Below are 23,811 nucleotides of genomic sequence, written 5' to 3' on the forward strand. Positions count from 1 at the left end.
TGGGTGACCGAGAAGGAGGGCCAGGGTGCGGCGGCGGCTGTGCGACTGGCTTTCAATGCCGCTGATGAGAAATACAGGGCTCTTCAGGGCCTGTCTGCTAGGCATCGTGCGGTGCTTTCCACCATGGGCCGCGAGGAAGAATCGGCCGTAAAGGCCATGGTGCGAGCCTCACAGCTCGGCGAAGCGCGCAAGCAGCAGGCTTTCAAAGAGACCGGATTTCAGTACAAAGCCGTTCTCCGCGAGAATCGCACGGCGCTTCAGGCGAGCTTGCGTGAGGGTCTGCGGGACTACAAGGCTGCGAAATCGCAGGAGATTGCGGCTGAGCGACAGGTAACCGTCGACTACAAGGCCGAGTTGACGGAACGCTTGGCGGCGCTTCGTACCGAGCTCGCTGCCGCGACAAAGGCCGAGGAGGCTGCCGCAGCGAGGCAGGCCGGGATTGTTGCGACGATGAGTGCCAGGTGGCGCCGCGGCAGTCAGCACATTGAGCATATGGGCGCGCAGTCTGCCGAGTTGGCTACTCTGCTCACTCACAATGTGGTGGCGCCGCTGACTTTGGCCGGCGGTGCAGCCGTAAAATTCGGTATCCACGCAACGGACTCGTTCGACCGTGCCGCAAATTCACTCGGCGGGTTGGGCGTCTCGATCACGGCTACTGGCAAGCTGCTCAACAATCTCCAGCAATTCGCCATCAATAGCTCGTTCTCGCTCGACGACATGAACGAATTTGCTCCGCAGTACGTTCGCATTCTGACGTCTCATGGCACGTCGCCGGATAAGGCGGCCGAATCGTCCGAGAAGCTGATCAAGGCTGTGGCCAACAATGCGGCGAAGGGTGGCATTACTGACCCCGCCAAGCTGTCCAGAGCTATGCAGCAGCTCACGTACATCATGGACACGGATAAGCTCACGCTGCGGAATCTTAAGCCCTTTGAAACCGCAACGAACCTGTCTATGCAGCAGACCGCAACGCTGTTCGGCTACGAGGACAAGGGCGGCGTTAACCTAATCAAGAGCCCAAAGCAGCATTGGGCGAAGAAGGGCAAGAAATGGGTTAAGGACAACGGCGGCCAGTACATACAAGACGGCTTCAAAGACGGAAAGCCGAACTATGTAGAGGACAAGGGCACCAAAGGCAAGGAGCAGAGTGCAGCCGCTCAGCTCATGGCGGATATCACCGCCAGTTCTGCACCGAGCGGAAAGCAGTTTATAGAGAAGCTGATCGAGTCGGGTGGCGATATTGGGGATTCCGCCAAACGCGCCCAGACTGCCACGATCGCGGGTCGAATCCAGGGCATGAAGGAATCGGCCGAGCGCGACCTGATGGGGCTCTTTGCGGAGCGGGACGAGGATGGACAGTTCAGGGTGCGACGTGATCCCGATAGCGGGATGCTCACGCACGTACAAACTGACCTGTACAAGGAAGTTCTTAAGGTCCTCAGCGGGCTCACGGAGCTTTGGAAGACGGTCCTTCCTGGCCTCAAGGTAGCGGCGAAAGCCTTTGTCGACGGTCTGAATCGTGTCGTCACAATCGCTACTGACGTAGCTAAGTTTGTGGCCGACCATCCGGCACTTCAGGGATTCCTGAAGACACTGATCTCATTCTCCGTAAAGGCTCTCCCGCTCCTCATCGCGTTCGGCGTCACAGCCAAGATACTCGGCAAAGTCGGCAAGCTGGTTGGCGGCTTGGGGAGTTCAGCCAAATCCTTTGGCAAGGCGCTCACGGGTGGGGCGAAGGGTGTCACTACCCTGGTTCGAGGAACCAAACACGTGGGCACTGGTTTCGTGAAAAGGGCGCGCGGTGGTCGGTTCTCTGACGGCTACCGTGATTCTCGCGCCCGCAGTCGGGACGCCAAGGAAGATGGCTGGGGATGGTCGAATCGACTTCGCCAGGAGCGCGACAACGCCCGTCTGCGATGGGGTGCGGGCAAAGAAAGTACGGTCCGTGGGTACGCCCGTGCCGCAACTCAGGCAGGCTCAGGCGGACTGATCGATTGGAACGATCGTGACCGGCGCCGAGCTGCACGACAGCGATACCAGGGTGAGCGGCGCGCTCTTCGGTCAGCCGACCATCGACAGCCGCAGACTGCTGCCGACTGGTCCCGCCTCATCCAGTCGGAACGCCGCGGGCGCGACAATGAGGCACGGTGGGCTGACGAGCGGCGGAGCGGCCGGCAGCGGGATCGTGACGAGTACCGGGCTCGCCGAGCATCACGCCCTTACGTCCTGGACCACCGAGACGAAGACGAGTACGCGCAGAGGCGACGTGATCGGCGTGCCACCAACCGCGCTGCCGCCCGTGACCATCTGCCTGCTGTTCCTCAGACGCAGAAGCAGCGCATAGAGATTGAGGTCGACTCGGCAGAGAAGGCCATCAAGTCCGTGGACGAGCGGCTAAAGCTTCTCGCCCAGGAGATCAAGCGCATCAATGATGTGCGCCTGGATCATATCCGCACGGAGTTTGATGGCAGCACGGTGTCTGTCTCGCATTCTGCCGTGAAGGCAGACGAGGCAATCCAGCACATCAAAACGCTGGGGGTTGCGGCTCTCAATACCGCGGACCTGTCTCCGATTCAGGGCAGGCTAGCGGGCGTTGAGGGCTCTGTGGCGCACTCCGCGATGAAGGCGGAGACGGCAGTCACACAGGTCAAGACGCGCGGCCTGGAACCTCTGAATGGTCTCAGCCTTGGGCATGCTCAGTCTGAGCTGAATGGGCCTGAGGCATCCGTTACGCACTCTGCTGGAGCGGCTGAGCGAGGCGTGTCCAACGTCCGCACTGCTCTTACTCAACTCAATGAGACAGCTTCGACAGCGCACGTGCGGAATGAATTTGATGGGGCGAACGGCTCTCTCAAACAGTCCGTTCAGGAAGCCAAGGCATCTGTTACTCGGCTCGCGACCGCGATACGCAATCTCAAAGACATCAACTTTGATGCCATCAAGAGAAAGTTGGTGGGAGCGAGCAGCCTCAGAACGGCTGTCAACGAGGTAAAGAATGCGGTCGGGGTTCCGTCGGGCACATCCGGCCTCAACCCCGCTTTGAATAAGATCAACCGTGTCTCCTTCCGCACTGCTGAGTCTCGGCTGAAGGGCCTGAAAGACACTGTCGACAAGGTCACCAAGGCGACTGGCGCTCTCGGTGCGGCCCTCGCTGCCGTAAACAAGGCGACAGGCGGAGATGAAAAGGGCGGAGGCGGAGGAAAGGGCAAGGGCGGCAAGGGCAAGGGCAGCAAGGGGCGGTCGCTTGCTCCTCGTGGGTACGTTGACTACGGCGTACACGCGTCGTACGGCGGCGGCTCTATCGGACCTGGGGCGTCTGCGGGGGCCAGCTCGGGGACGAGCGGGGCAATGTTCGCTATGGCTTCCCCGAGTATCAGCAGCTCGGCAAGCCGCGGTGGCGGTAGCGGTCGAGGCGGGTTCTCCAAGCTCTTTGGCGGCCTGGACGAGCTCCGCCGGCTCCTCGACCTGACCAGCCTTGCCCGCACTGCCACAGCAGCGGTTGGGCTGGACAAGGCAACAACCAAACTCGGCTCGACCGGTGCCGGCGTGCGTTCCTGGGTGGGCCGTAAGGCCACTTGGGCTGGAGGCCAGTTTTCCGGCCTGCCCGACAATCTCACTGACTGGCTGTCAAAGAAACTGCCTCCATGGCTGGTGAAACAGCCTGAGGGAGCACCCTGGACGCAGCTCGCGGGTCTGGCTATGGGTGTTGCTGGTCCAGTGGTCGGCCAGTCCTTTATGGACAACGTGTATCACGGGCACGGCAACGTCGTCGGCCGTGCAAAGCGCATGGTTGGCGGAGTGTTCTCGATGGACACGCTCGAAGCGGTCTTCGACAACCTCACCGAGATGATCAAATCTCTGGTTGATGGCGTTGATGCACTGCTGGATCTCGCGGGCCGCTTTGTTACCGATCCGGGCGGAGTGCTCGGCGACCTGAAGGCGTACGCGTCAGAGTTGTTCGGCGGGTTCATTCAGATGTTCTCCGATTCGTTCAGTCAGCTCCGGTCGTTCCTTGCCGACCCTTCGGAGTTCGCAAAGGAGATTGCTCAGGATCTACTCAATGGGCTCAAGGAAGCACTCCCCAACTTGGATGGCCTCTTCGATTTCTCGAAGGGGTATGCGCGGGGCGGAGTAGTTGCGGGCTACTCGCCGGGGCGGGATTCGGTGCCTTCTCTGCTGTCTCCTGGCGAATCTGTGTTGCGCCCGGAGATCACGCGGCTTCTCGGTACAGACCGGGTTGACGGGCTGAACGCTGCTGCGCGCGGCGGCAACTTTAAGTCGTTGGCAGAGCAGATCGAGGAGGTTTGGCGGACACTCATTCAGCCGTCCTTTGTCGCTATGTCGGACGAGGTACGAACCGACCTCTCCCCGACTACGACGCAGTACAGGACGACATCAGTCGACGCCTGGGCGGCCATCGGCAAGAGCGTCCAGGACGCTTGGCAGTCTTCCGCCCTGCCGACTATGACGGCCTGGACCTTGCAGCTCCGAGGTGACCTCACTGCTGCTGACCGTGAGTTCCTGGCCTCCAACGGGATCACGTGGACTCAGGTAAGCCAGCAGATCGACCGTTCGGCCTCGACGTCTCGCGGGTCGTTCTCGTCGCTTGGTAGCGGCCTCGGCGATCTTGAGTCGATGTTCCGCAGTACGGCGTCATCCATCAAGAGCGTGTGGCAGAGCGCCATGTCATACGTGGACTCGGCGACCAGGAGCACGATCAGCGGACCCTACAACCGCGGCGTCGTGGGTATGACGTCCTCGATGGCCGGGCTTGCCGGCTCGTCGGCTCCACTGAAGGCGTTGCAGTTCGCGCATGGCGGGATCGTCCCCGGCTACTCCCCTGGTCGGGATGTTGTGCCGGCCGTGCTCTCTCCGGGTGAAGGAGTCCTCAGGCCGGAGGTCGTTCGAGCCCTTGGGCACACCACGATTCAGGAGTGGAATCGTGCAGCTCGCATGGGCGGAAACCTGTTCGCCAACGGCGGGATCGTCAAGCCGCTTGCGTGGAAGGGCGAGAGCGGCGCCGGATGGGTACACGCTCACCAGGGCGATCCGTACGAGGGCTATGCCGATGCTCTCTCGCATGGCTGGTCTCAGAACATCGAGGCCATGACCAAAGCGGTGGGCGACGCCTTCGGAACGATGGGCAGGCTCAATGGCGGAGTAGTCGACCACTTCAAGGGATCAGTTCTTGAGTGGGGAAAGTATCTCGATGACCATGTGGGCGGCGCGTCCGCAGCCGTGAAGGAGGCACAGAAGGAACTCGGCTATACCGAGACCGGGCCCAATCTCGTGAAATACAACCAGTACAACGGAGAGGAGTGGTGCGCGGATTTCATATCGTGGGTGGTCGACAAGGCCGGGGCCAACTCCTCGTACTGGAACAGTCCGCAGGGCACTCCGGCCAACCGTTGGCCTTCCGTCGCTACATGGAACACCGAGGCCGCGGGCTCACGTATCAGCGCCTCTCAGGCTCGTGCTGGCGACATCGTGACCTATCGAAATGGTGGCCACATTGGGCTAGTTGAGTCTGTTGCGAATGGCGTCCTGCATACGATTGAGGGCAACGTTGGTCCGACTGTTCGGAGGCTGACTCGCGGCCTGTCTGACCCTGATCACGTCTTCCGTGCACGGGGTGCCGGCATCGAGGGAGCCAGCTTCTCCGGCTGGCCGGGTGCCTACGCAAGCGGCGTCACGATCCCGGATGCGGGTGGTCTGGATGGTGGCACGCCTGCACAGAATCGGGCGGTCGCTAAGCAGCTGCTCAAGCAGATGGGTTGGAGCTCGCAGTTCGGCGCTCTGGATTCCATATGGTCCCATGAGTCCGGATGGAACCAGTTCGCCAAGAATCCCGACAGCGGAGCGTACGGCGTCGGTCAGGCTCTTCCCCCATCGAAAATGGCGACGGCTGGCAACGACTGGCTCACCAACGCTGTCACGCAGATACGTTGGGGTCTCGGTTACATCAAGGAGCGCTACGACGATCCCGAGCGCGCTTGGGACTTCTGGCAGCGGCATCACTGGTACGCCAAGGGCACCAGGAGCGCGTCACCAGGTCTCGCCCTGGTCGGCGAACGCGGCCCTGAGCTGGTGGAGATGAGGGGTGGCGAGCGTGTTCACACTGCTGCCGAGACTGCCAGCATGCTCGGCGGTCGTCCGGTCACGGTGACGATCAACGCCGCACCTGATGTGCCGACAGAGCAGACGATCATGAGGGCCCTGGAGAGGGCGCACATGATGCATGGTCTGTAGCGGAAGCCCCCATCTCCGACGGACACCACACGGCCTCCCGCCAACCCATGGCACTCTGTTGCTCTCTGGATGGTGAGGGGGCCGTGTGGTGTCCGAAGTGGACAACAAGATCACGCAGACAACAGCGCATGGCGTCGTGCTCCAAGGACGCGACATCAGCCAACTACACTTCGGTGATTCCACAAGGACATATGAGATAGACGGAAAAATCTGGGACCGGCGCTTCGAGGTGATCTCCGAGTTTACTCAAAAGTGGAGAGCCTTTCGAGCATCTATGGTGAGTTACCATAACGTCACACTCGACCAAGAGTTGGCGGTATCACCTGACGGTCAGATTTGGGATGCAATTTCCCAGATCGATGACATGATCGTGCGTATGAGGGTATTGGGAATGCGCACCGAAGGCCCTTTGGCGGACATAGCACAAATGGCTAGGGCCTTGGCTGGTTTCCTAGAGACGCAAGGCAGGCCCATGCTCCCCTGCCCCATCGGGCATAATGGAGAGAACACTAGACGCCAGTTTCTGACATTCATCGATTTTGACTTTCAGCGTTTCTGCAACGCAGCACAAGAAGACCTCTCTACAAAGCAAGCGGACTAACAGAGGTCGACAGAGCATTGTGGGACATAGAGGATGTAACCTCTATGCCCCACTGTCATGAGGTATAGATTTGGGGCAGTATCGAATCATCATTCGGGATAGCCAGCTAGTTCCGATTGGGATGATTGATGACTATCTAGAGTTCACCGCAGTGCTCAAGCATTGCGACACCGGGCAGTGGACGCTAAAGGTTCAGGCTGGCCGCCCGCACTCTGAGCTTCTTCAGCCGGGTTGCGGCATTGTCGTCTATCGAGATGGCATAGAGAGGCCGATCCTGTCCGGTCCGATTCAGGGCATTCAAAAATACTGGACGGTCGACACCGACTCGGGCGCCGGCGCACTTTTCGTATCGGGAACTGATGACAATGCCATCATCCAGGGTCGTGCCTGCTATCCCGATACGTCGAGTCCGCTCGACAAGCAGTCGAAGACCGCGGATGCGGCATCGGACCAGTTGGCATCTCATGCTCTGCAATCTCTGATCGACCGGAACTGTGGCGTGTCAGCGCTCGACGGTCGGAGGCCATTTCACTATGTCACGCCGACAGCTACCGGATCATGGCGGTATGACGAATATGGTCCGGTCACGCCGTATAGCGTACGTTTCGATAATCTGCGTGACGCGGTGAAGGCCATTGCGGAGTCTGGCAATATCGGGTGGCGCAACATTTATGAACCCGAGAGTCGGTATATCAGGCTCGACACGTTCCCTCTTCAGGACCGTACCGACTCGGTGCGATTCTCGCCTGAGCTCGGGAATCTCAAAGAGTACGTGTACAGCATGACGGCCCCCAAAGCCACTCGGGTCATTGTGGCCGCACAGGGTGAGGGGCGTGAGCGCTTCATTCGCTCGTACGTCGACAGTGACAGTGAGGCGTATTGGGGGTTTACCGCAGAGCTCTTTGTTGATGCTCGGGATATTCCCGTGAAGAAGGGCAAGGACGGATCGCCCGTTCTGGCGAGCGAGGTGGATTCCGGCACTACGCTCCAGGCCGCATTGGTGACTATGGATCAGCGCGGCCAGACCGCTCTAGCGGAGAATGCGCCTCAGGGCAATCTCCAGGTCTATCCCATTGATACGCCGAGCTGCACGTTCGGCCGCGACTGGTGGATAGGAGACAAAGTCACCTGTCTCGTTGACGGCACTGTCCATCAGGACATCGTGCGACAGGTGACGATCTCAGATACGGCCGAAGGATCGACTATCACGCCGAATATCGGCAACCAGGGCACAGAGGCACCCACCAACGTTTTCGGCGAGATCAAGGCGCTATGGAAAAGGGTGAACCTGCTGAGTACGAGGATGTGATGCGATGCCGATTCCCGCCCAATACGACTATTCGACGGATGGCGGCAATCCAACCGGCGAGACGTATACACCAGTCCGCTGGGCTCGTTCTTTCGTCACGTGGACAGGTGCGAATGGCGACACGATCCCGCTCACAGGCGACATTGCGTGTGCTGTCGAGCCTGCGGGCATAGGGATTACGTGGGGGCCTGCCGGCCTCGGAATGCCCTCGTACGACCTCAAGGCCGATCAGCTACCCAACATGGATGGCGGCTTGTTCCGATCCGTTCGGGCCACCACTCGTGACATCACTATTCCGATCGCGATTCGGGGAGTCGACCGCGAGAGCGCCACGCATTTGCACAACCGGCTTCTCCGAGCACTCAATCCGCATAGCGGGCCGGGCTGGATTACCATCACTGAGGGCGACGGAATTGCCCGCCATCTTGAGTGCTACTACGTTTCTGGCGCTGAGGGTGCCGAGACTCAGGACAACGCCGGTTTCCGGCACATCAAGTATCCGCTTGTCCTGCGGGCCATGGACCCCTACTGGTACAGCAATGCCGAAAGGCAATACGACTGGCACCTGTCTCAGGGTGCCGCCAAGCCGTTTCTATCCAATTCTGACTACCCTGGCTTTTTCCCTCTGCGGATCAGCTCAACGGCGTTTTCCCCTGACGGGCTCGTTGACGTATTTAACGACAGTTCAGTTGAAGCCTGGCCGGTATGGTCGTGCGTGGGTGCTGCTACTGGCCTATCTCTCGAAAACATCACCACAGGTCAGGCATTCCGGATGCAAGACGAGTACACCATCCCTGCAACTCGAACGATGGTGGTCGACACGAGGCCCGGAGTGAAGACTGTCGTTCAAGACGGCGCGAACCTATGGCCGCAGATGAAGGCCGATTCGGCCCTGTGGTCTCTCCAGCCTGGAAAGAACCGACTCAAGGTGACCGCGGGCGGAGTCAATCTGAATACGCTGATCCGCCTGCATTACGTACCCCGCTACCTCTCATACGTCGGCGGCTGAACAGGAGATGATCCATGACTGAAACTTCTTGGCCGTTCGACAGTGGCGACGGACAAAAAGTCGACGCGCAACGCTGGCAGACCCTCACCGCTCCGGCCGCCCCGAGTGGTGTCATCGGCCGTTGGGGAGATGCAGCGTTGTCGGTCTCGGTATCGACCGCCCAAACTGCGGCAGTCGACGTTGCTCCTGGCCGTGCTCTAGTGAGGGGCTTTGCCTACCAGGCGGACCAGGCGGTGACTCTGCCGCTCAGCAGGCAGACAGAAGCGCAACCGCGCATTGACCTCGTGGTCATCGAGGTGGACATGGCCAACAGCAGGGCCTCCGCGAAGGTACTCAAGGGTCAGCCGGCGGTGGCTCCGCAGCCTCCAGGCGTACGGCAGATCGATGGGGGCATCTGGCAACTCCCTCTTGCTCAGGTGACAGTCAAGCGAGGAACGACCGTCGTAGAGTCGATCCGCGATGTGCGGACTCTCTTTGATGCTGGGCGCCCTCCAGCAGTCAATGACGTCGATATCCCCAGCAATCCAGTACCTGGCGATATGGCGTACTACCGGAGCCGCAATACCGGAGCTGAAGAGCTACACATGTACGCAGCTCAGGGCGGCTGGTCGATCGTGAGCGCCATCGGCAAAATGCGTACGTACACGCCGCGGCTCAACTGGAATGGTGGACGCTATAGCGCTGTCGGCCACTATCAGTGGATCTCATCCAACACGATGTGGTTTACGGCGAACATCACCAACACGAGCAACGTCACTTGGGGTGGTGACGGTAAAGCGCTCGACATCTCCCTACCCACTAAAAGCCGCGGCGGCATTTGGCAGATGATGACGGCGAGCCTCTACAACAACGATGCAGGGGTGACGCCGTATGAGGGCATGCCGAACTATCTCGTTGGCTCGGCTTTCATTCACGGCGGCTCGACCTGTCAGCCGGTACTCCAGTCTTACCGCAGTTTGATAGCGGGCGGAGACTGGTGGACGCGGTTCCCTAAGGGTTCAACGATGGTCGTCACTGGTGTCTATGAGGCTGACTATTACCATGAGGGGAACTGATGGCACGCCACCTATTCGCAGGCACGACAGACACGGCGGCCGAGACGAATACTGGTGCCCGGCTGCCCAATTCGACGGGAACCGTGTGGGCTTCCGGGGAACCTGACGCCGACCAACTGACAGATCTTATCGACACCAACGGCAATCCAATGTCGATGCTCACTGCGGATGCGAATGGCATGATCCCGGCATTCATGGGCCCGGACGGCATCAGCTATCTATGGCTCGACTTCGGTGCCGGCCGCTACATGACACTGTCGACTGACGTCGCTCGGCTCCTGGACGAGCACATCACCGGAACCGACCCGCACGGCGATCGGCAGTACGCGGACAGCCTCTTTGATCGCGCAGTTCCGAAATCGGGGGCGAGCGTCACGAGTCCAGCCGGACGGGATTGGCTGAGCGTCCGCGTTTCCGGAGAGGGGGACGGGGCTGGACACGTGTACCAACTCACTGATGGCGAAACCTCGTTCACACGTCTCGCTAACGATGGCACGATGACCATCGATAGCGTGGGTCCGCAGACACCTCTTTCTATCGGTGCGCCAATTCCCGTCGATGCTGCGTTCATTGTCTGCCGGACGGGTCGAGCTAGCTCATCTGCTGATGGGGCTGCGTTCGTGGTCAAGGGCGACGGCTCAATAGTCACGGCCGGAACGGTCAACGCTCGGAATATCGGCACGGCGCGCGTCTATTCCGGTCCGACTCCGCCTGAGCATCCGAAGATTGGTGACGTGTGGGTGCAGTATGCCGAATAGCGCACACGTCTACTCCGGAGGCAAGTGGATCAAGGCAGCCACCAACACTGCGAGCAAAGGTGGCGGCTGGGCGGAAAGCCCTCCGCGGATCTGGGATGGGCATGAGTGGCGTACCGCCAAGCCGAGTCCGGTTGAATTTCCGCAGCTTGCCCAGAGCACGAGTGCCAGCTACACGGCCACGGACATAGCGACTCTCCGCCTGCCGGATCAAATACGCCTGTCAGACACTGTGGTATCCGTCTGTGCCTCCTATGCAGACTCGCCGCCTGTACCGCCACGCCGATTCAAAGCGGGCAGTCCAGAGATGGAAAACGACCCACGGAGATTGAGCTACGGTCAGACCTTCGATCCGACCAAGTTGCATTTAAAGGTGTCGGCCTTCGAATGGACTCCCGATAAGGGCCGGTCGATCTCGTGGCGTGTCAGTGGCTCTCGGGACACGAACGCAGTCGTGATGAACCTGATCTACCGCGGCGCCGACGCCACTGCTTTCCCCACTGATCCCATCGTGGACTACAACACGGCCATGGGTGCCGATCAGATGGCCTTGCAGGCCGGCACCGACTTCCAGTCCCTCTATATAGCCATGGCGTTGTCACAGGACCTCACGGGCGTTCGATGGCCCAAGGGGTTCACCAACACAGCTGAGGTTGGGGGCCAGTTCGGCGACTTGCAGGTTCACATGATGACGGCCCACACCGTGGGAGCTCCTGCCTCTCCTGGCGTGCTTCAGCTCGATGCCACCGTGCCAGAGCTCGCCGTCGCCCTGGTGACGATTCCCGGCAGGCCCAACCCGGATGGACATGGCGTGTGGATTCTGGGCGACGAGTCCGCATCCGTTCTCGGACAGACGACCTATCTGGAGTGATATGCCTGCCCCAACACTCGGCAGCTGGTCGACGCGCGAGGTCGTCACCGCGGCGAAGCTGAACGCACAGGTGCGCAATCCATACCGCTACCTCTCTGCCATGCCGCAGCTCTCCTGCCGCGGTGTGGTTGCGGGTCAGAGCGTGCCGCGAGGACAGCGCGCCTACATCAAGTGGGCGGCGCCAAATCTCGATGGCTTCCGGCCCGACTCAGCAAGCCAGTGGTTCACGGTCCCGGATACCGGTATCTACATCGTGACTGCGACGCTCACACTCAAGGCCGGGGCCATCCAGCTCGGTGGCGACGGCATCGCGATCTTCATTGCCAAGAGGGCTACGAGCGGCACGATCACGAGCATCGCGGCCGTGCGGGAGATCATGCAGCAGCAAGACGGCATCCAAGTCGTCTCGGCAGTCGCCGCCGTGCACTTCCAGGCCGGAGAGGCCATCGCGACAGCCAGCTATCTGGACTCGCGCTCACCCAGCTCGACCTACAACCTTCAGTCCGGCGAGTGGGAAGGGCTGTTCTCAGCGGTGATGGTCGGCCCCGGAACTACCTCGTTCAGCGCGCCAACCGCGCCGCCTCCAGCGATGGAGACGTGGACCGATGGCACTCGTATCGGCCCGGCTGACATGACTCGCCGGATCACGGCTCCCTTGCAGGCGCTCTACAGTCCGGCGCGGTTCGCCTGTCGCGCAGTATCCCCATATAGCTCTCCGTCCAATGTCGGCCGGCAAGTGTCCTGGGCGACAGCCGAGTTTGAGCAGTGCGGCGGATGGGCTCTCAGCAGGGACGGAACCGCGGTGACGGTACCGGCCTCGGGCGTCTATCTGATCTGCCTCTCACTGGCCATCCAACGCGATGGGACCGCGGGGCCGTATGGAAGTTGGCAAGTCAACCTGCTGCGCAACGGCCAATTGGTGTCTCTTCACCAACGCCAAAACACCGGCAGTAGCTATGGTTCATCGACTATGGCCACGGAGGTGGTCTACCTGAACGCGGGTGACACCGTTTCTACTTATTTTATCGGCACAGGCACCGGGCTCACATGGCGGAACTTTTGGAACGGGCCGAACACGGAATCGTGGGACACGTTCGCTGCGGTCATGCTCGCTCCCACAGCTACCAGCATGGAGGCATAGGCCATAGACCTTGCTGACTGGACGTCCCGTGACCTCGTAGACGCTACTAAACTCAATTCCCGTAGCCGTGACGCCTACGCGTATCTATCTAATCCAGCGCGGCTGACCGTAGCCGGATTGAGTAAGATCACCGGCATCCCCAATGACGGCTCGTACATGACGCTGAGATGGGACTCAGTCGCCCAGCATGGCGGATGGTCGGCGAATGCCAATGCGTCCTTTGCGGTCCCGGAGACTGGGCACTATCTCATCCTGGCAGACTTCACCGCTCTCACTCCCAAGGACATGTCTAAGAAGCCAGCTGTGCGACTTGCTGCCATAGCTTCTGATGCCGGCGGAGACAGGGAACTTGCCCGGTCTTTCGACTCGCCCATGGTTCCTAACACGTACCTCACGTCCTCGCTCCGCAGCCTCGTACCTCTCAACAGTGGGGAGGAGCTTTGGTTTCGTGTCAATGCTCCAGCTGGCACAGGTGCGTGGGAGGTCTCGCCCGGCTTTCGCGAATCAGAGCAGCTCAACCGCGCTTCGGCGGTACTCATCAGCCGCGGCGCCACTCAGTAAGGGGATGGTCCTGCACGACGACGACAACGGCATTGTCATCACTGCCACAGATATCTATCTGGAACTCCGGGCACTCTCACAGGACGTACAGCGGATAGGACAGGTCATGGATACCAACGCGAGTCGGCTCGATGACCATGAGGCGCGCATTCGTGGCATCGAGAAGTGGAAGTATGCCATTAGCGCATCGGTGATCACGTCTACGGCCTCGGTGATTGTGGCCATTGTTCAGATCTCACACAGCTAGCCAGCACAACCCGATACCCCAATTCTCGGACTCGCCGATGGCGGGTCCTTTTTCATGCCTACAGACAGGGAGACTCCACATGGCTGGAGCACATGCAATGATCAGCACCGCCAAGAAGTACGTTGGCTACAAGGAAGGCTCCGGAAACTCCAATCGCTTCTCGTCCGCGATGGGTCGACCGGCTGAGGAGTGGTGCGCGGATTTCACAAGCGCTGTTGCTGCGGAGTCGGGCAATGGTTCCCTCTTCCCGAACACCGCATCGTGTGGAGTCGCGAAGTCTTGGTTCCAGAGCCGCGGACGCCTTTCTGTGTATCCGGCGGTCGGAGCGCAGGTTTTCTATGGTGACTCGTCCTCGAAGTACGGGCCGGGTGGATCTCACACGGAGATCGTGTATGCCTATGACAGCACCTATATCTACACGGTAGGTGGCAACACGAACGACAACGGGTCAAGCACAGGTGATGGCGTCTACCGGCGTAAGGTCTCGCGGCACTCCGCTTGGACCGACAGCTACGGATACCCGGCATACCCGGAGGGGATCACGTGCGCTGATCCCTCGTGGAAGGGACGGGCCGGTGTCACGTACTTCGGCCAGGAGGCCAACGAGTCGGACATCCGACAGGGCGGGGGTTCGGTGCCGGCGCCCGGCGGCGGGTCCGCGGTTGTCATCGATGGCAAGTCATACGGGCCGGGCTCGACCGGCAAGCACATCACCGAGCTCGGTCAGCTCCTGGTGGCCGCCGGCTGCGGACGCTACAAGGAAGGCCCTGGCCCGGTGTGGTCGTCCGCCGATACGGAGTCGATGCGTGCCTATCAGCTGAAGATCGGCGATACCGGCAGTGCCGATGGGATTCCTGGTCCGAAGCAGCTGGCCAAGCTTCGAGCCGACTACGGCAAGCTGCACACCTACGCGATTAAGTCCGGGGACACGCTCTCTGGACTCGCGGTCAAGTTCAAGACCACCGTGACCGCGCTCATGAAGGCAAATCCGCAGATCAAGGATGCCGGGCTGATCCACATCGGTGATGTGATCACCCTTCCGTGATGGCAGGCAAGCACGCTACCCGCGCGACCACGTACGGGCTGATCACGTTTGTGAGGCGTCATCCCGCGAGGGTGTACGGCGTCGTGACATCCCTGCTGGCACTCATCGCTACCTACGTACCGCACATCCCCCAGGATGCGATCCTCGCTCTAGTGGGCGCGATCCTCTGGGGTGGTGGTGCTGTCCAGCGGTGCGAGGACGACAAGACCCGTAAGGCCAGTCAGGACCTGGACGCCGGCGCGCGACCACGTACGCCACTGGCCTGAACGCACGAATGCCCCCAAGTCGCTTCACATCGAGGTGACTTGGGGGCTAGTCGTGTTTCAGGGCATGCCGGGTGGAGCGTGTCCGCGTGGTCGATCTGCTGCACGACAACGAGCACCAGTAGCGCGCCGACCAAACACAAATGCCCCCGGCCTGCGTCGTCGTGACGCGGGTCGGGGGCATTCTTTGCGTTCCGGTCCTACTCTCCTATCTCTCTGTGCCTTCCTATAGGCGGTAAGGAAGGCACGGATTCAGGCATCCATGCCTTCCAACGAGGCGAACTATCTAACTAGCTAGATGCGTCTTCCCGCGCAACTTCGAGGTAGGGCCGGTACAGCCGTGGGTTAGGGTCCATCCTCAATTCGTGGCGCAGTCGTACATGCTCGCTCCGAAGAGAGCTCCGACAGTCGGCGCACATGAATTGATTTCCCGTGGGGGTACGAGTCGCCGGGCCCCGCCGCTTTCTGACGTCAACGCACGGTGCACACAGACCCGTTTCCGGGGAGATCGAATGCACGGTGTGCGTGTTCTCATGCCGACGCAGGCAGCCCCAGCACAGCCCACCACCCTCAATGTGCTCATAGATGGTGCGAGATCCCCCGGTTACGGTGTACTCGGATTGCACGAACGCGTGCGGCAATGACGATGCCTTCTCTATGGCACTCAGCCAAAGTGAGTCCCAAAAGGTCGCCTTACGTGCCCACGTGTGGCACGAACCATCGTGATCCTTTGGATTCGTGTATCTAGGCGTACAGCATGCCCACACTGTATATTTCCACGTTCCCACTGTGTGCCTCTCTCTTCAGGCTGTCCGGAATGGGCAGCCATGACAAAGGCGCGACCACCCCTCACAGGTGATCGCGCCTCCATCAAGGCCAACTATTCGTGTTAGCCCTTCAGCGGACTCATATCCACATCGGGGTTATGGATCTCGAACGCCCGCTGAATGGGCTGCGGGATACGCCCCTGATCAGCAATATCAAAGTCGTTGGCCTTTGCCCAGCTACGGATTTTCTGAACCAGCGCCTGACGCTTCGCACTGTGCTTCGGAGCACGTTCTACCGGAGCAGGAGCAGGAACAGCAGCCTGATACGAGACGTAATCGCCACCCTTGATCTCTGCGTTCCCAACGACCGCCATCAACATTTCTCGAATACTGTTGGCAGTCACGACAGTGGTATCCATCACGAACTTCACTCCGTCAATAATCAGAGTGAAGTCCTCTTCTACCTCATCACCCGTGAGCGGAAGCCCCGTCATGTCATCGGTGTAGTCAGTGACAGTACGCGTCTGCTTCGCCATCTGTTCTCTCCTCTTTCCTTCGCTACTACCCACTGTGGGTATGGTGCCCGCCCCCGGAATCGAACCGGAGAAATCACCCCCAAACCAAGGCGGCGGGCCATTTCACTACTTGCTAGCGGCAGTCTTTTTCGCGGCCTTCTTCACAGGCTCAGCCGCTGGCTTTTCCTGTGCTGTGGGAATCGGCAACGCATCCTGCGCGGAATCGTCCCCCGACTCCTCCGATTCCACGTACCGAATCTCATTCCGCATACGGTCAACCGCCTGTGCCCAAAATTCTCGACCGTGGGCACTCTTAGCGTTGACTGCCAGGTGGCCGATATTCGTCATGACATCCTCAATGTCGCGGAAACCATGCTTCTTCTCGGCCACTGCCTGCTTTTCAGGGTCGATGACGAACTCATCCAGTTCCTCATCTTCAGCGTCCCCATAGTCGTACTCGTGCCCGTCGATCTCCTTCCGAATAGCAGGAGCGCACCACTTGCAGTCATTACCAGACTGGTACTTCTCGACAGGCAAGGGAATAATCCCCTTGAAGTCGGTTCGGCTATTCTGTTTGACGGACACACAGTCTTCGGGACCGAGTGACGAATGGGCCTTTCCCGTCGCGGCAGCTACGTACAGCATGTTTCTCCACTTTCTCTCGTTGCCCTACCCCGACAGAGCGCCGGGGAAGGAAGTTGCTAGAGCCCTATAACCTCAAGGAACGGGTTCTGGTCGGCCACGGACATAGCTATACCGCTGCCGGCCGGACGTCCCTTATTGAGACGACAAAGCTTCGTCGGACGCCCCGGACCATCGACCTTCTTGTCTATGGTGATGACACCGGTAGCGGCCAAGTGTTCAAGGTCAGATGCGAGTGCTCCGGTACGCCGCTGAAGAATGGCACTCGGAACGCCACCCGGATGCGATTCAAGTTCCGCAATGACACGCTCTGAAAAACTCCTAGGAGCACGCTTTGACCCTTGACCATCCCTCGTTAGGATCTTCACTGAATCAATGCTGTGTCCCACGAAACTTGCTGCGGCTAGCATCTGCTCACGGGAGATAACTGAATCCCCCACCGAGCACGCCAATAGCGCAGCTACCCTTCGAACCTGTTCAGCGGTACGGGAGACAAATACGCTTTGATGCGGGGGCAGGATCTCGTCAAGGATCCTCTCTCCCCGACGTATCGCCCAATCAAGGTTATCGGCAGCTTTCGAGAGCTCCATAATGGGACTCTCCTGCCGAATCCATGAAAACGCATCCGTGAGGGCACTGGTATCGGAGTCCCCCATTTTCGGATTCCGTACTAGCGGCATCTTCTGTAGGAGCACAGGCAGGAATCTGTTGTATGATCCTCCGGCAGCCTCCTTAAGAGAGACGTGCTGTTGCCAATCCTCAGGCGTGATATGAGAGTGAAACACCACTCTCGCACTATGAACGACCTGAGGACCGTCATTGGGACCTTTACGCATACGAGTATTTCGCAGCGTCTCACAGTCCCAAGCCTGCCGGATTTTTGTACCGTACGACCGATCGCGAGCCACCGTGACGAGGGTTTCTTTCCACTCCTCATCGATGACGATCACTCGTTTATCCTCGTACCCCAATGCTTCTTTGGTAAGCGCCATCTGCTCGGTTAGGTAATCGACCAGAGACGCACCAGACGTGATGCCGGACGTTTCCCGAATGCGCACATCATGGCCCACAGAATCTTCCATGATGTGACGGGCAGCACGCAGCATCACATTCTTCCCTACGCCTGTGCCGGCCACTAGTACTGTTGATACCAGCGGTGACCGTATTCGGCGTGAATCCATGAATACCTTGTCAGAGATAGCCATAGACCACATGGAAAGACTGGCTGCATAGATCCCCACAGGATCCACGCCAACTGTCGGCGCAACCTCCTGCACGGCCTCACCAATCGGCCCATAGAATTGGACCTCTCGCGTGCTCACATCTGTTCCCCATCTATCATGATCGCGGACTGAGGGAATGCCTCCATGAACCAATCCCAAAATTTCCGGGCGTGAGGTTCACACAGGCCCGCTTCGGCCACACTGCCGAAGGCTACTGAAAGCAGGCCCACGACAGTAGATGCGTTGTTGCCCTCTATCACACAGGGCCCGCATTTCACGATGACTGTTCTCCTTTCTCTCCTGCCAACCAACCGGCTGGCATTGCGCCCCACCTCGGAATTGAACCGAGGACCACCCAACCAGGGGGGCTACCTTGCTACCTCCTTCTACTTATTTATCGGTGTGGATCTCACAGCTGCATCCAGGGAGCTGCGTGCAATACATGGCCGCGTAGCCATAGAGCGGCAACACCTTGTTAGCCCTGTACTTCACACGGCCGGAAAGCCACCACTTGACGCGCTCCAACCCGTAATCCCAGTCGTCGCCAGGATTTACAGAACAAGAACCGCCATCCATCGAATTCTCGGCGATCCAAAATGTGACGTTGCAATGCAGCACCAGCGATCCGATGCGATCCATATGGACCTGCACACAGCATTGCTCAGTGAACCACCGAGTCAGAACATACGAGTTCCCGATAACCTGCACGCGTATGGTGTCGTCACTGCTCATCAGAATGCCTCCCGACCGAAAGCGGCGTACTGCAAAATCATGTCCGCATCTCTGGTGCTCAACAGCCTTAGAGCCTTAGCCGCCAAAGTCGGATCATCCGTCATCAAGGCATCCAACACGCCACGCGCAGGACAGTCCTCAGGCATGAGATGCTGCGCTGTACGAAGCATGCTGCGAACCGCTCCAGCGTCGACATTGACCGGCCCCAGAAATTCCCGGAATGTCAGCGGGTCCGCCATCGACAGTCGAGCCATCCAATTAGCAGAGCCCTTTTCAAACGGCACGGCCTCTACTCGCCACCAAGGAGACCAGGCAGCACGATGCAGCACAGCCAGAAGGCCGGCAGCACTAATGCCCATGTCTTCCCAGTTTCGGGCCCGACGGTAAAAACTCTCGGGACCCCAAATGGCTGCCTTGTCGATATCCTCAATGCGGATACCAAACAGCACGCCGTCACCGCAGTACGCGGCTATCCCCAGAATCTCGCCCGGAGTGGCATCGGGGCGTACGGGAGTCTGCGCGCAACTATCACACAGTTCTACCCGCTCACGCGTATAAGCCTGAGCGACCCTGATACCACCCCCCGGATTCCACCGCAGCTCAATAAAACCCAGCTGCGGGACGTGACCGTACGCCACATTGCGGTAATCCATACTTTCTCCTTTTCTCTCAGCGCGACCGTGAGGCCACGCAGCGCCCTAGGACGGGGAATCGAACCCGCACGTGTGCCACTTCAATGCCTAAGCATTGATCTAGGGCTAACCTCTAATCACCAAACCCGAACGTCATGCCACGCAACAGCCTCAGAGAAAGGCTCATCAATAAAGTCCATACGCCGAAAAGATCTCGCCGTCATGCCCTTAGAAACCATGACTTCCGACGCTCGACGATGCTGGGCAGCACGAATCGCAGGCAACCACCTGTGAAACATGTACGCCTGACTGCGGGCGTACTTACTCATCACCCAGTACATAGAGACTTTGAATCCGCGCCCGCATTCCGGAGCCACCCGCGTGACAGTAATGCCGTACGGGGCCTCACCCAGCAGGCACAGAAGTCCACTACTGAACTTCTCGACCTCAGCGACCCTACGAGCCTCGAAGGGATCGAGAACGAGCCTGGCTGCATGCTGCTGTCGACGTATCGCATCGACGTAAGCAATGCCGCGCCCATAGGATTTCTTCAGGGCAGCTCGGTACCTGGCTACAGACATAGCTGTCCCCTTGCCGGCCTAGAGTGCTTCGCCGTGGTCGACATGCAGTCGGTCATTGATCCAAAACACACTCTCGCCGGGATCGAGAACCAAATCCCGCTCCGTCAGCCGCTTGCCGCAGTTACAGCACACATAGCGTGTCCGCCCTTCAGGGGCGTACATGCCTATGCTGCATTCTGCGCACAGAATGGGACTAGCTGACATCCACTTTCCTATCTCTCATTGCCTGCCATCATCAGTACGGGGAGGCAACCCCCCGCAGACACCCCCGAAGGGGTGTTTCGGCTAGTTCTTTTTCGCGCCGAATCCGGGCAACTCTGGAAGCTCGCGAGTGATGCGATCCCTTTCCTTGACTCGCACCAGCCTTATCGCGCCCTCATAAGAACTATTCAGGCGCACTGAGACGCACGTGAAGTCCTTCCGGAGCTCAACCGTGCGGACCTCTCCGTTATCGAATTCGGCAATGCCCATAGTGATGCTCTGCCACGAATTGAGGTGGAAGACCTTGACTCGCTTCACCTTGGACAGGATCACCGAGCCTGTTTCCCAATCACGCATGAGAAGCACTCCTTACTGACTCTCGTTTTCGAAACTTGCACACTTGAATAACTGAGCAAAAAAATAGCAGCCTTCAGCGCTTGCGCCACTTACTCTTGACCGCGCTACGCGACCCAAGAGGCCAAGCCTTGTCGGCTACCATTTTCATAACTTGCACACTTGAGTAACTGGGTAAAAAAACACGCACCTAGCCACCTCGACTTGCCTCACAGGCCATAAGGACTATGAGGACAGCGCCGAAGACAGGGCATAGATGGATACCCGCATATGGCATGCCGGCACCCAAGACCTGTCCCCCACGCTGCACCGAAGTGCAAGAGAGAGAAAGAAAGAAATTGGAGAATCGTTCGCGGGCTTGACAACAGTTCATATCACGACGCAGCAAGCGCCGTCCCCTTGACCTATGCAGCGGTAGACACTCCCCTACAAAGCAGGAGGCTAGTCAAGGACGCAAACAACCATCCCATCTGCCGCAATGTACGGTATCGCAGAGAAAAGTACCCACCCGCGAACACAGCTACACTATTCAGTTACCAAGGAACAAATGCTTCCTTCGATACGCTTCACCTAGACAGCCTCGTACAACAGAGTGGCATACACACAGCTTGCCTATAGCCGTGCCTACTGTTGCGTCTCAGGCCGATCCACGTCCCTCCGGGCATCATTTGTAAAACAAGTACTATTCATCTAGCTAACTCCACCATCAAGCGTCCGGCCCTTTCGAGCCTTTCCCCTGCTGGCTTCACCAGCCTATCACGCTTTCGGGCCTTTAGATTCTCTCCGCCTTTCGGCTTCGAGATTCGCCGTTCCCGCTTGGCGATAGCTCGACTATAAGGCATGCGCCCCCCATTTGTATAGCCCGGAATCGCTTTCCCAGAAAGCCCAGAAAGGGCATTCAGAGCGCCATTCCAGCGATACCTAGACCATCACCCCGGCAGGCATTCCTAGAGCGTCAGAGAGCCAGCTAGAGGCATTCTCGGCAGTCGACATGAGCCCAGCATGACCCTGCCTGTCGGCACTCATACCGCCGACTCAACTCAATCCCCCGAATCGCGCCCCGCCCGCCCTCATTAGATTGGGTAATTAGATCAAGCAACCATAGGCAACAGGATATTTAAATAGGTCGAATGTTAGGTGGGGTAATGGATACATATATGGGCCGGAACCGCCAGCCGAGGCCCGTCCTCAGGCTACGTACGTATCTGGTGACCCCGAGTGATGTTGAGCTTACTTAATTCCACCTGCCTTGTTGACTTAACCCCAGAAGGTTAGATAGCCCGGTTGGTACAATGAGACTCGATGGATTTTGCCTTGAGGGGGTGGATCAATGGAACAACCTGAGATCATAGTGGGTACGCTCAGGTCAGGTATGTGTGTCGGTCTTACGTCTGCCGCGATTGAACGTATGAGGGCCGGCCAGCCCTTGCGTGCGGAAACTGGTGGCGTGTCGCTGACGCTGGTTGATGGGGATTGGACGGATGGAAATCCGGACGTCGGTTTCATCGCCCCTGGACCTGTGGTGAGGTTGAGGGCTGCGGAGTTCCGCGTACTCGATACTGGCAATGAGGTGCGGCGGCAGGTTCAAGCAAGTGCGCTTGGAGGCTCGTTCGGGGTATGGATTTACCGACTCGCCTCAATAAAGATTCAGCGGGGCCCCACAACTAATCACGCGCTTTGAGTAAGATCAGCATGGCCGGCGCACTTGTGTGCCTACACGCATAGAAGGGTCCCACAGTGACTGTGGGACCCTTCTATGTTCTCTACTGCTTAGCGAGGGCCTTGTTGTACTCGTCCATGATGGAGGCCGGCACTCGACCGCGGTCGTTGACCTCGTGGCCGTTTTCCTTAGCCCAGTGCTTGACTACGGCTTCGTCGGCAAAGCATGGTCCGCATACACCGAGATATTGGCCATCTACGATGAGGTCGGCTTTTTCCTCGCAACGAGGGCATGTATCGCTCATTCCCGTAAGGTACCAGGTTTCTCGGTGCTGGGAAGGGCTTCATACTCTGTTCGAATTCTTGCGAATCTATCCCCTCGGCGCCGCCTGAGCTTACTCAATCACGGGTTGAATCAGTAAGGTCGGAGGTGTCCTCCTTGGGGTCTGGGACTTCTGTCAGCGTTCCAAGGGCGGTACCTAGTCGGATTGCCAACGAGTGTTTTCCCCACCTGTCGGCGAAGCCGCGGCAGATAGCGCCCTTCTCAGTTCCGATCGTGTTGTGACAGACGATGTGGCCCTGATTTTGGATGGCCTCTTGCGTCATCCTAGCGATTCGTCCGCTCTGAACGCCGCCCGGCTGGCCATGGTGAAAGGGGCTGTCGGGGCGGAAGATGCACGTCGTGCATTCGTCTTCGAGAACGCGTATCTCTCCGGTTTGCTCGTCGGCTACTTGGGTCCATGGCGCCGCCTCGTCCTCGTCCTCGATTTCCGGTTCGCTGCGTGACTGCATGGGGGGATGCTAGCGGTCCTCTCATGTCAGGGGGTTGCCCGATTCGGCTTCGGCCGGCGGGGTCAATCCCTAGTCTTGGCACATGGATGATGAGGCTGCCTGGAGCTGGGGTCTGCGGCCTGTCGACCGAGCGGGTTGCACTGCTGGAGAGTGCTCGGTGTGCGGGTACGAGCTGTGGTGGGATGACACCGGCCGCGGCCTTGTTGATGAGTGGGAGAGCCCTCAAGGACGGCGGGACGGTCATCGGCATCATGCCGACCTGTCTCGATAGGCATAGCCCGGCGGGGGCCGCATCGTTCTGTTCTCAAGTGCCAAGGGCTTCGAGAGCAATGATCGAGTTGACTCGGATCGCTACTGCGCCCCCTGCGGCTAGTGGCCAGGTTACGAACGAATCGGCTGGCGTCGTATCTTCGTCGAAGTGGTTGTTAGTTTCCATGATTGCTTCCAGACGATCGACATGCTCTTTGAGGCTGTGGCCGTTAGCGAGGACAAGCGCTTCTCGTTCCTGCTGACCAATGACATAGCGGACGACGAGCTTTGTCGGTACGAACTCGGGATCGAAGAACATCATGGCGTTCCTTCGCTTGATTGCACGAGGGCCCTAACC

Annotated in this window: 19 protein-coding genes, 1 other RNA gene and 1 pseudogene; 11 read left to right on the top strand and 10 right to left on the bottom strand. The window is 59.1% G+C overall.

Features of this window, described 5'->3' with window-relative positions:
- Positions 1 to 3 precede the first annotated feature (3 nt).
- The 11 genes from ACFU99_RS00735 (at position 4) to ACFU99_RS00785 (ending at position 15,109) form a co-directional block, all read left to right on the top strand.
- Positions 4 to 6,249 (top strand): CHAP domain-containing protein, encoded by a 6,246-nt coding sequence (locus ACFU99_RS00735; protein ID WP_384383752.1) that lies wholly within the window; start codon positions 4 to 6, stop codon positions 6,247 to 6,249.
- A gap of 97 nt (positions 6,250 to 6,346) precedes the next feature.
- Positions 6,347 to 6,850, top strand: coding sequence for a hypothetical protein (locus ACFU99_RS00740; protein ID WP_384383754.1), 504 nt, complete (start codon positions 6,347 to 6,349; stop codon positions 6,848 to 6,850).
- A 121-nt stretch (positions 6,851 to 6,971) separates the two neighbouring features.
- On the top strand, positions 6,972 to 8,159 hold the full coding sequence (locus ACFU99_RS00745; protein WP_384383757.1) for a siphovirus ReqiPepy6 Gp37-like family protein: 1,188 nt from the start codon (positions 6,972 to 6,974) through the stop codon (positions 8,157 to 8,159).
- A 4-nt stretch (positions 8,160 to 8,163) separates the two neighbouring features.
- Positions 8,164 to 9,168 carry a phage distal tail protein gene (locus tag ACFU99_RS00750; protein WP_384383760.1) on the top strand — a complete coding sequence of 335 codons (1,005 nt, stop codon included), beginning with the start codon at positions 8,164 to 8,166 and terminating at the stop codon, positions 9,166 to 9,168.
- Between the two features lie 14 nt (positions 9,169 to 9,182).
- Positions 9,183 to 10,223, top strand: a complete 1,041-nt coding sequence (locus ACFU99_RS00755) for a hypothetical protein (RefSeq protein WP_384383762.1) — start codon at positions 9,183 to 9,185, stop codon at positions 10,221 to 10,223.
- The gene (locus ACFU99_RS00760) at positions 10,223 to 10,981 is read left to right on the top strand and encodes a hypothetical protein (RefSeq protein ID WP_384383765.1); all 759 of its coding nucleotides are present in this window, start codon (positions 10,223 to 10,225) and stop codon (positions 10,979 to 10,981) included. Before ACFU99_RS00755 ends, ACFU99_RS00760 begins: the two co-directional genes overlap by 1 nt.
- A gap of 451 nt (positions 10,982 to 11,432) precedes the next feature.
- Positions 11,433 to 11,849 carry a hypothetical protein gene (locus tag ACFU99_RS00765; RefSeq protein WP_384383767.1) on the top strand — a complete coding sequence of 139 codons (417 nt, stop codon included), beginning with the start codon at positions 11,433 to 11,435 and terminating at the stop codon, positions 11,847 to 11,849.
- 1 nt (position 11,850) lies between these two features.
- The gene (locus tag ACFU99_RS00770; RefSeq protein ID WP_384383770.1) at positions 11,851 to 12,990 is read left to right on the top strand and encodes a hypothetical protein; all 1,140 of its coding nucleotides are present in this window, start codon (positions 11,851 to 11,853) and stop codon (positions 12,988 to 12,990) included.
- 565 nt (positions 12,991 to 13,555) lie between these two features.
- Positions 13,556 to 13,798: a hypothetical protein gene (locus ACFU99_RS00775; protein WP_384383773.1), complete on the top strand. Its 243-nt coding sequence runs from the start codon at positions 13,556 to 13,558 to the stop codon at positions 13,796 to 13,798.
- A gap of 97 nt (positions 13,799 to 13,895) precedes the next feature.
- Entirely contained in the window at positions 13,896 to 14,843 is a 948-nt protein-coding gene (locus ACFU99_RS00780) for a peptidoglycan-binding protein (protein WP_384383776.1), read from the top strand.
- Positions 14,843 to 15,109, top strand: coding sequence for a hypothetical protein (locus ACFU99_RS00785; RefSeq protein WP_384383779.1), 267 nt, complete (start codon positions 14,843 to 14,845; stop codon positions 15,107 to 15,109). The genes ACFU99_RS00780 and ACFU99_RS00785 overlap by 1 nt, the downstream gene beginning before the upstream one ends.
- A gap of 886 nt (positions 15,110 to 15,995) precedes the next feature.
- Here the strand turns inward: ACFU99_RS00785 and ACFU99_RS00790 are convergent.
- The 10 genes and pseudogenes from ACFU99_RS00790 to ACFU99_RS00835 all read right to left on the bottom strand — a co-directional run bounded on the left by ACFU99_RS00790 (position 15,996) and on the right by ACFU99_RS00835 (position 23,775).
- A complete protein-coding gene (locus ACFU99_RS00790; RefSeq protein WP_384383782.1) occupies positions 15,996 to 16,409 on the bottom strand; it encodes a histone-like nucleoid-structuring protein Lsr2 in 414 nt (137 codons plus the stop codon).
- A gap of 105 nt (positions 16,410 to 16,514) precedes the next feature.
- The gene (locus tag ACFU99_RS00795; RefSeq protein WP_384383785.1) at positions 16,515 to 16,973 is read right to left on the bottom strand and encodes a hypothetical protein; all 459 of its coding nucleotides are present in this window, start codon (positions 16,971 to 16,973) and stop codon (positions 16,515 to 16,517) included.
- Between the two features lie 116 nt (positions 16,974 to 17,089).
- Positions 17,090 to 18,352, bottom strand: a complete 1,263-nt coding sequence (locus ACFU99_RS00800) for a hypothetical protein (RefSeq protein ID WP_384383787.1) — start codon at positions 18,350 to 18,352, stop codon at positions 17,090 to 17,092.
- Between the two features lie 291 nt (positions 18,353 to 18,643).
- The gene (locus ACFU99_RS00805) at positions 18,644 to 18,985 is read right to left on the bottom strand and encodes a hypothetical protein (RefSeq protein ID WP_384383790.1); all 342 of its coding nucleotides are present in this window, start codon (positions 18,983 to 18,985) and stop codon (positions 18,644 to 18,646) included.
- Positions 18,985 to 19,638: a hypothetical protein gene (locus tag ACFU99_RS00810; protein ID WP_384383792.1), complete on the bottom strand. Its 654-nt coding sequence runs from the start codon at positions 19,636 to 19,638 to the stop codon at positions 18,985 to 18,987. Before ACFU99_RS00810 ends, ACFU99_RS00805 begins: the two co-directional genes overlap by 1 nt.
- Before the next feature lie 780 nt (positions 19,639 to 20,418).
- Positions 20,419 to 20,485, bottom strand: an RNA gene (locus ACFU99_RS00815) — hammerhead ribozyme type II.
- Positions 20,484 to 20,756, bottom strand: a complete 273-nt coding sequence (locus tag ACFU99_RS00820) for a hypothetical protein (RefSeq protein WP_384383795.1) — start codon at positions 20,754 to 20,756, stop codon at positions 20,484 to 20,486. The genes ACFU99_RS00815 and ACFU99_RS00820 overlap by 2 nt, the downstream gene beginning before the upstream one ends.
- Before the next feature lie 1,760 nt (positions 20,757 to 22,516).
- Positions 22,517 to 22,630 (bottom strand): annotated as a pseudogene (locus ACFU99_RS00825) (histone-like nucleoid-structuring protein Lsr2); the annotation flags it as partial.
- A 181-nt stretch (positions 22,631 to 22,811) separates the two neighbouring features.
- On the bottom strand, positions 22,812 to 23,204 hold the full coding sequence (locus ACFU99_RS00830; RefSeq protein ID WP_384383798.1) for a hypothetical protein: 393 nt from the start codon (positions 23,202 to 23,204) through the stop codon (positions 22,812 to 22,814).
- Between the two features lie 304 nt (positions 23,205 to 23,508).
- Complete coding sequence (locus tag ACFU99_RS00835; RefSeq protein WP_384383800.1) at positions 23,509 to 23,775, bottom strand: hypothetical protein; 267 nt, start codon at positions 23,773 to 23,775, stop codon at positions 23,509 to 23,511.
- Positions 23,776 to 23,811: the final 36 nt, after the last annotated feature.

Source organism: Streptomyces sp. NPDC057654 (assembly GCF_042800135.1).
GTDB lineage: Bacteria > Actinomycetota > Actinomycetes > Streptomycetales > Streptomycetaceae > Streptomyces.